General features: G+C 43.0%; 2 protein-coding genes and 2 rRNA genes. 3 read left to right on the top strand and 1 reads right to left on the bottom strand.

The window, feature by feature from the left end; all coding sequences use genetic code 11:
* The 3 genes from ACINWC323_RS18330 to ACINWC323_RS18340 all read left to right on the top strand — a co-directional run.
* Positions 1 to 2,758: ribosomal RNA gene (locus ACINWC323_RS18330) — 23S ribosomal RNA — on the top strand; the annotation flags it as partial.
* Positions 2,759 to 2,917: 159 nt separating this feature from the next.
* Positions 2,918 to 3,032 (top strand): 5S ribosomal RNA (gene rrf, locus ACINWC323_RS18335).
* Between the two features lie 323 nt (positions 3,033 to 3,355).
* The gene (locus ACINWC323_RS18340; protein ID WP_009506108.1) at positions 3,356 to 5,560 is read left to right on the top strand and encodes an Ig-like domain-containing protein; all 2,205 of its coding nucleotides are present in this window, start codon (positions 3,356 to 3,358) and stop codon (positions 5,558 to 5,560) included.
* Positions 5,561 to 5,893: 333 nt separating this feature from the next.
* Here ACINWC323_RS18340 and ACINWC323_RS18345 read toward each other — a convergent pair whose 3' ends face one another.
* Positions 5,894 to 6,229 (bottom strand): protein tyrosine phosphatase family protein, encoded by a 336-nt coding sequence (locus tag ACINWC323_RS18345; protein ID WP_009506123.1) that lies wholly within the window; start codon positions 6,227 to 6,229, stop codon positions 5,894 to 5,896.
* Positions 6,230 to 6,327: the final 98 nt, after the last annotated feature.

Below are 6,327 nucleotides of genomic sequence, written 5' to 3'. Positions count from 1 at the left end.
CCGCTATAAGGCGGGTATCATAAGCTGAATACATAGGCTTATGAAGCGAACGAGGGGAAGTGAAACATCTCAGTACCCTTAGGAAAAGAAATCAATTGAGATTCCCTTAGTAGCGGCGAGCGAACGGGGAGCAGCCCATTAAGTTATGTGTGTTCTAGTGGAACGCTCTGGGAAGTGCGAACGTAGAGGGTGATATTCCCGTACACGAAAGGGCACACATAATGATGACGAGTAGGGCGAGGCACGTGAAACCTTGTCTGAATATGGGGGGACCATCCTCCAAGGCTAAATACTCCTGACTGACCGATAGTGAACCAGTACCGTGAGGGAAAGGCGAAAAGAACCCCTGTGAGGGGAGTGAAATAGATCCTGAAACCGCATGCATACAAGCAGTGGGAGCACCTTCGTGGTGTGACTGCGTACCTTTTGTATAATGGGTCAGCGACTTATATTCAGTAGCAAGGTTAACCGCATAGGGGAGCCGTAGAGAAATCGAGTCTTAATAGGGCGTTTAGTTGCTGGGTATAGACCCGAAACCAGGCGATCTATCCATGAGCAGGTTGAAGGTTGGGTAACACTAACTGGAGGACCGAACCCACTGTCGTTGAAAAGCCAGGGGATGACTTGTGGATAGGGGTGAAAGGCTAATCAAGCCTGGTGATAGCTGGTTCTCCCCGAAAGCTATTTAGGTAGCGCCTCGGACGAATACCATTGGGGGTAGAGCACTGTTTCGGCTAGGGGGTCATCCCGACTTACCAAACCGATGCAAACTCCGAATACCAATGAGTACTATCCGGGAGACAGACTGCGGGTGCTAACGTCCGTAGTCAAGAGGAAAACAATCCAGACCGCCAGCTAAGGCCCCAAAATCATAGTTAAGTGGGAAACGATGTGGGAAGGCATAGACAGCTAGGAGGTTGGCTTAGAAGCAGCCACCCTTTAAAGAAAGCGTAATAGCTCACTAGTCGAGTCGGCCTGCGCGGAAGATGTAACGGGGCTAAAACTATGTGCCGAAGCTGCGGATGTATACTTGTATACGTGGTAGGGGAGCGTTCTGTAAGCCGATGAAGGTGTATTGAGAAGTATGCTGGAGGTATCAGAAGTGCGAATGCTGACGTGAGTAACGACAAAACGGGTGAAAAACCCGTTCGCTGAAAGACCAAGGGTTCCAGTCCAACGTTAATCGGGGCTGGGTGAGTCGACCCCTAAGGCGAGGCCGAGAGGCGTAGTCGATGGGAAATTGGTTAATATTCCAATACTTCTGTGTAATGCGATGAGAGGACGGAGAAGGTTAAGTCAGCCTGGCGTTGGTTGTCCAGGTGGAAGGCAGTAGGCATGCATCTTAGGCAAATCCGGGGTGCTCTATGCTGAGAGCTGATAGCAAGCTGTACTTGTACAGTGAAGTGGCTGATACCATGCTTCCAGGAAAAGTCTCTAAGCTTCAGTTACACAGGAATCGTACCCGAAACCGACACAGGTGGTCAGGTCGAGTAGACCAAAGCGCTTGAGAGAACTCTGCTGAAGGAACTAGGCAAAATGGTACCGTAACTTCGGGAGAAGGTACGCTGCTGACGGTGATGGGACTTGCTCCCTGAGCTTTGGCAGCCACAGAAACCAGGCCGCTGCAACTGTTTATTAAAAACATAGCACTCTGCAAACACGAAAGTGGACGTATAGGGTGTGATGCCTGCCCGGTGCTGGAAGGTTAATTGATGGGGTTAGCGTAAGCGAAGCTCTTGATCGAAGCCCCAGTAAACGGCGGCCGTAACTATAACGGTCCTAAGGTAGCGAAATTCCTTGTCGGGTAAGTTCCGACCTGCACGAATGGCATAATGATGGCGGCGCTGTCTCCAGCAGAGGCTCAGTGAAATCGAAATCGCTGTGAAGATGCAGTGTACCCGCGGCTAGACGGAAAGACCCCGTGAACCTTTACTGCAGCTTGACATTGAACTTTGACCTTACTTGTGTAGGATAGGTGGGAGGCTTTGAAGTTAGAACGCTAGTTCTAATGGAGCCGTCCTTGAAATACCACCCTGGTAATGTTGAGGTTCTAACTCTGCCCCGTAATCCGGGGCGAGGACCATGTCTGGTGGGTAGTTTGACTGGGGCGGTCTCCTCCTAAAGAGTAACGGAGGAGTACGAAGGTGCGCTCAGCGTGGTCGGAAATCACGCGTAGAGTATAAAGGCAAAAGCGCGCTTAACTGCGAGACCCACAAGTCGAGCAGGTACGAAAGTAGGTCTTAGTGATCCGGTGGTTCTGTATGGAAGGGCCATCGCTCAACGGATAAAAGGTACTCTGGGGATAACAGGCTGATACCGCCCAAGAGTTCATATCGACGGCGGTGTTTGGCACCTCGATGTCGGCTCATCTCATCCTGGGGCTGAAGCAGGTCCCAAGGGTATGGCTGTTCGCCATTTAAAGAGGTACGCGAGCTGGGTTTAGAACGTCGTGAGACAGTTCGGTCCCTATCTACCGTGGGCGCTGGAAATTTGAGAGGATCTGCTCCTAGTACGAGAGGACCAGAGTGGACGAACCTCTGGTGTACCGGTTGTGACGCCAGTCGCATCGCCGGGTAGCTATGTTCGGAAGGGATAACCGCTGAAAGCATCTAAGCGGGAAGCCTACCTCAAGATAAGATTTCCCTAGGAATTTATTCCTCTAAAGAGCCGTTCGAGACTAGGACGTTGATAGGTTGGGTGTGGAAGCACGGTGACGTGTGAAGCTGACCAATACTAATTGCTCGTGAGGCTTGACTATACAACACCCAAACAGTTGTTGTATTCAAGATAAATTCAATACATAACTTGATTTAGTGTAGAAACTAGTTACAATACGACTCAATTAAACTAATCCGTTAATAACTCTTTCGGTACTAAGTGGCAAAAAACGTAAGACCACCCAAAACCAAAACAGTTTGCTGGCGACAATAGCAAGAGTGAACCACCTGATCCCTTCCCGAACTCAGAAGTGAAACCTCTTAGCGCTGATGGTAGTGTGGCACTTGCCATGTGAGAGTAAGTCATCGCCAGCTTTTAAATATGAAACACCCCCTAACTAACGTTAGGGGGTGTTTTTTATGGCGGAAAAAATAAGTTGGTTTATTAAATTACATTCCTTTTGGTATATTTATCTCAGAGCAACCTTTATTTCTTTTAAGTAAAAAATTTATTTGTTAAAAGTTCCAACATAAATCTCGATTCTTACAAATAGTTTGATTGGCTTCACTTTAATAATCTTTACTTGAAGATAAACTATATTTACACAAAATCTATATTATGGTTACATTAGGCATATTTTTATAATGAAAAGTCTAATTCCATTTGGGGATTTGATCGGGGACAAAAAGGAATGATCATGAATAAAAAGCAACTTACTTTAAAGTTGTCGGCGATGGCTATCTCTATCTTATTGGCGAGTTGTGGTGGAGGTGGGGGAGGTTATTATGGTTCAAATGATAATAATTCCTCTGGAGGAAATGGCCAGACTCCTGTCACAGCTGTAAATATTACAAATATTCAGTTATATGATGCGAATAATACGGCTACAAATTCAATTACAGCATCGGGTGTAACCGCTAAAGTAAAAGTGACTGATTCTTCTGGAAAAGGAATTAGTGGAGCAATTGTGACATTTCAAGGGGAAGGTGTTACTTTTGGCACGACCAATGGTGCTGTACTGACCAATGCGGAAGGCGAGGCCAGTATCTCCGTAAAACCACAAGACTTAAATGCAACTGGTGCTTATCAGTTGTCTGCGACGACTAGTTATAAAGGTACAACGGCAACAGCTCAACCTTATAATTTCATACTTCAGGCTGCTAATATTGTTTTAGTTGGAATGACTGCTGCCACGGCTGAATTAGAGTCAGGTGCATCTACCAATATTACTTTGAAGACACAAGATTCAAATACTAAGGTGAATCAGAATAATGTGACCGTTAGCTTTAATGCTACTTGTGGAACTTTTGAGCCAGTAAGCGTTGTATCTTCAAATCAAGGTGATGTAACCACTTCTTATAAAGCAATTGGGACTGATGGAAAATTATGCGAAGGTGAACAAACGATTCGAGCTTCGGGTTCTAATATTCCAGAATCAAAAGTTGAGGTGAGTATTGCTGCAGTTGAGGCGAATTCTCTGGTTTATACAACTTCAAATCCAGTTAATCTAGGAATAAAAAGTAGTGGAACAGCTGCATCAGGCCAAATTGAATTCACTTTATATGCCAATGGTACGCCCGCAGCAAATAAGGACGTAAATATTGAATTAGTCCGTGGTGCTCCAGAAGACCTCAGTTTTATTTCTTTAGGAAACCGTGCAGTTAAAACTGTAAAAAGTGATCCTAAAGGTAAAGTTGTTGTAACCTTATACCCAGGGAATATTCCAGGACCTGTTGAGATTAAAGCAACTCTGGTATCTAATCCTTCAGTTTCAGCATTATCTAAAAATGTGGCTATTTCAACAGGACGAATTACACAAAATGGTTTAAGTCTCTCAATGTCTAAAAATTCTTTGCAAAATGATAAAGATGGAGATACTGCTACAATTATTGCAAGGATGGTAGATCGTACAGGTAATCCAGTACCAGATGGAACAGTAATCAGTTTTATATCGGAAGGAGGAAGTATTACTCCTAATTGTGCCTCGGTGAATGGTTCATGTTCAGTAACATTATCTACCCAAAATCCACGTCCGCTCGATAATCGTGTAACTGTTCTCGCTTATGTAGAAGGTGATAAAGCATTTAACGATATTAATGGTGATAATATTTATACGCCTGGTATTGATACATTGGTAAGTAATATTGGTGATTTCTTCCGTGATGACAATGAAGATAACACTTACAATGCTAATTTTGGCGAATTTCTTTATAAGCGTAGCGCTGGTCTTTTAGATTGTGCAGCCTCTCATATTGGCCAACCTAATATTGCAAAAACTTGTGACAATAATTTGGGTGCTATTATACGTCAGCAATTATTATTTGCTTTCGCCAGTGATACCCCTACTTTTGCATGGAATAGTGGTTTTGATACAACGACTGGAAAAATTTTAAGTGGTAATGGAGATTTTAGTTTCCAAATTTTTGGTAATACAGAAAAGAAAGTTCCAATGCCGTCAGGTACAACGGTTGCTGTTGAAGTAAAAGATAATACAGACTTTAAACCAACTGCAACTTTGACTGAAAAAGTAGGGGATACAACTAAAAAAATACTGACGGTTATGAATGCTGAACCTAAAAAAACGCTTATCGTGAAAATTAATGGAACTGAATATTCAGTCAATATTGATGTGAATGGTACTGGCTCTAGAGAGTTAGCCTCATCAATAAACGGCACACCTGAAGTTATATATGAGAATCAAACTTGTGAAGCTGAGATTAGAAGTGGAAATCTTCCTGTACCAGCCCTCATGGAGCTATTAACGCCTTCAACATTTGGTAATTCTGGCAATGAGATTGTCAAATACAGTGTTAGGTTGAGAAAGTGTACCGCAGGTGATGATATTAAAATTGTGGTGGGTGCACCAAATAAAAAGACAACTCTGCCTTTAGATATTAAATAATTTTTTACTTAAGAAAAATGGAAGCTTAAACGCTTCCATTTTTTATGTATAAAAATAAAATGAATTCGGTAAAGTAATTATTACAAAGTATAAGGACTTTAGTAAAATGATGAACACAATGGATGAATCAGCTTTAAAAAGTGCTTATAAACTGGTTCCCACACTGACTGAGGCAGTCGGACGAACTTGCATTGAGCTACAAGCTGAAACAGCGAAAAGACATAACAGGATAATAGCTAGTTTGGACATGGTTCTTCATCTTATGAAAAAGAACCATCTTCATATAAATCCAAAGATTTAACTATTTTGATCGGGTAATGAAATGTAATGAATTTAATCGTCCAGCAGATCCATCTGTTTGGCTAACTGATATAAATTATTCGAACGGTTCCCTGTGCGGCAGAACATCAAAATCGGTTTTGGCAGTTCATTATAATGATTGGCAAAAGTACGCACGTCCAGTTCAGTAATCTGACCCGCCACTACCGGCTGATAGACATAATCCAGACCTGCATTGCGAGCAGATTCTTCAATCTGTGCACTGGTCGGCTGATCAGGTCCACCTTCCATATCCGGACGGTTATTAATAATCGATTTGAAACCTTTTTCGACAACCTGAGCTACATGCTCCGGGCCGATTTGACCTGCAAAACCTATATTTTCTGACATTTTGTCACTCCAAAATCAAACAAAACATTTTATGCTCTATCATAGCATTAAGCTCGATCTTGGGTTTAAATGTCTATATTAAATAAACGATGATAACG

This window comes from Acinetobacter sp. WC-323 (genome assembly GCF_000314615.1).
Classification (GTDB): Bacteria; Pseudomonadota; Gammaproteobacteria; order Pseudomonadales; family Moraxellaceae; genus Acinetobacter; species Acinetobacter courvalinii.
This window is presented reverse-complemented; position numbering and strand designations above follow the sequence as displayed.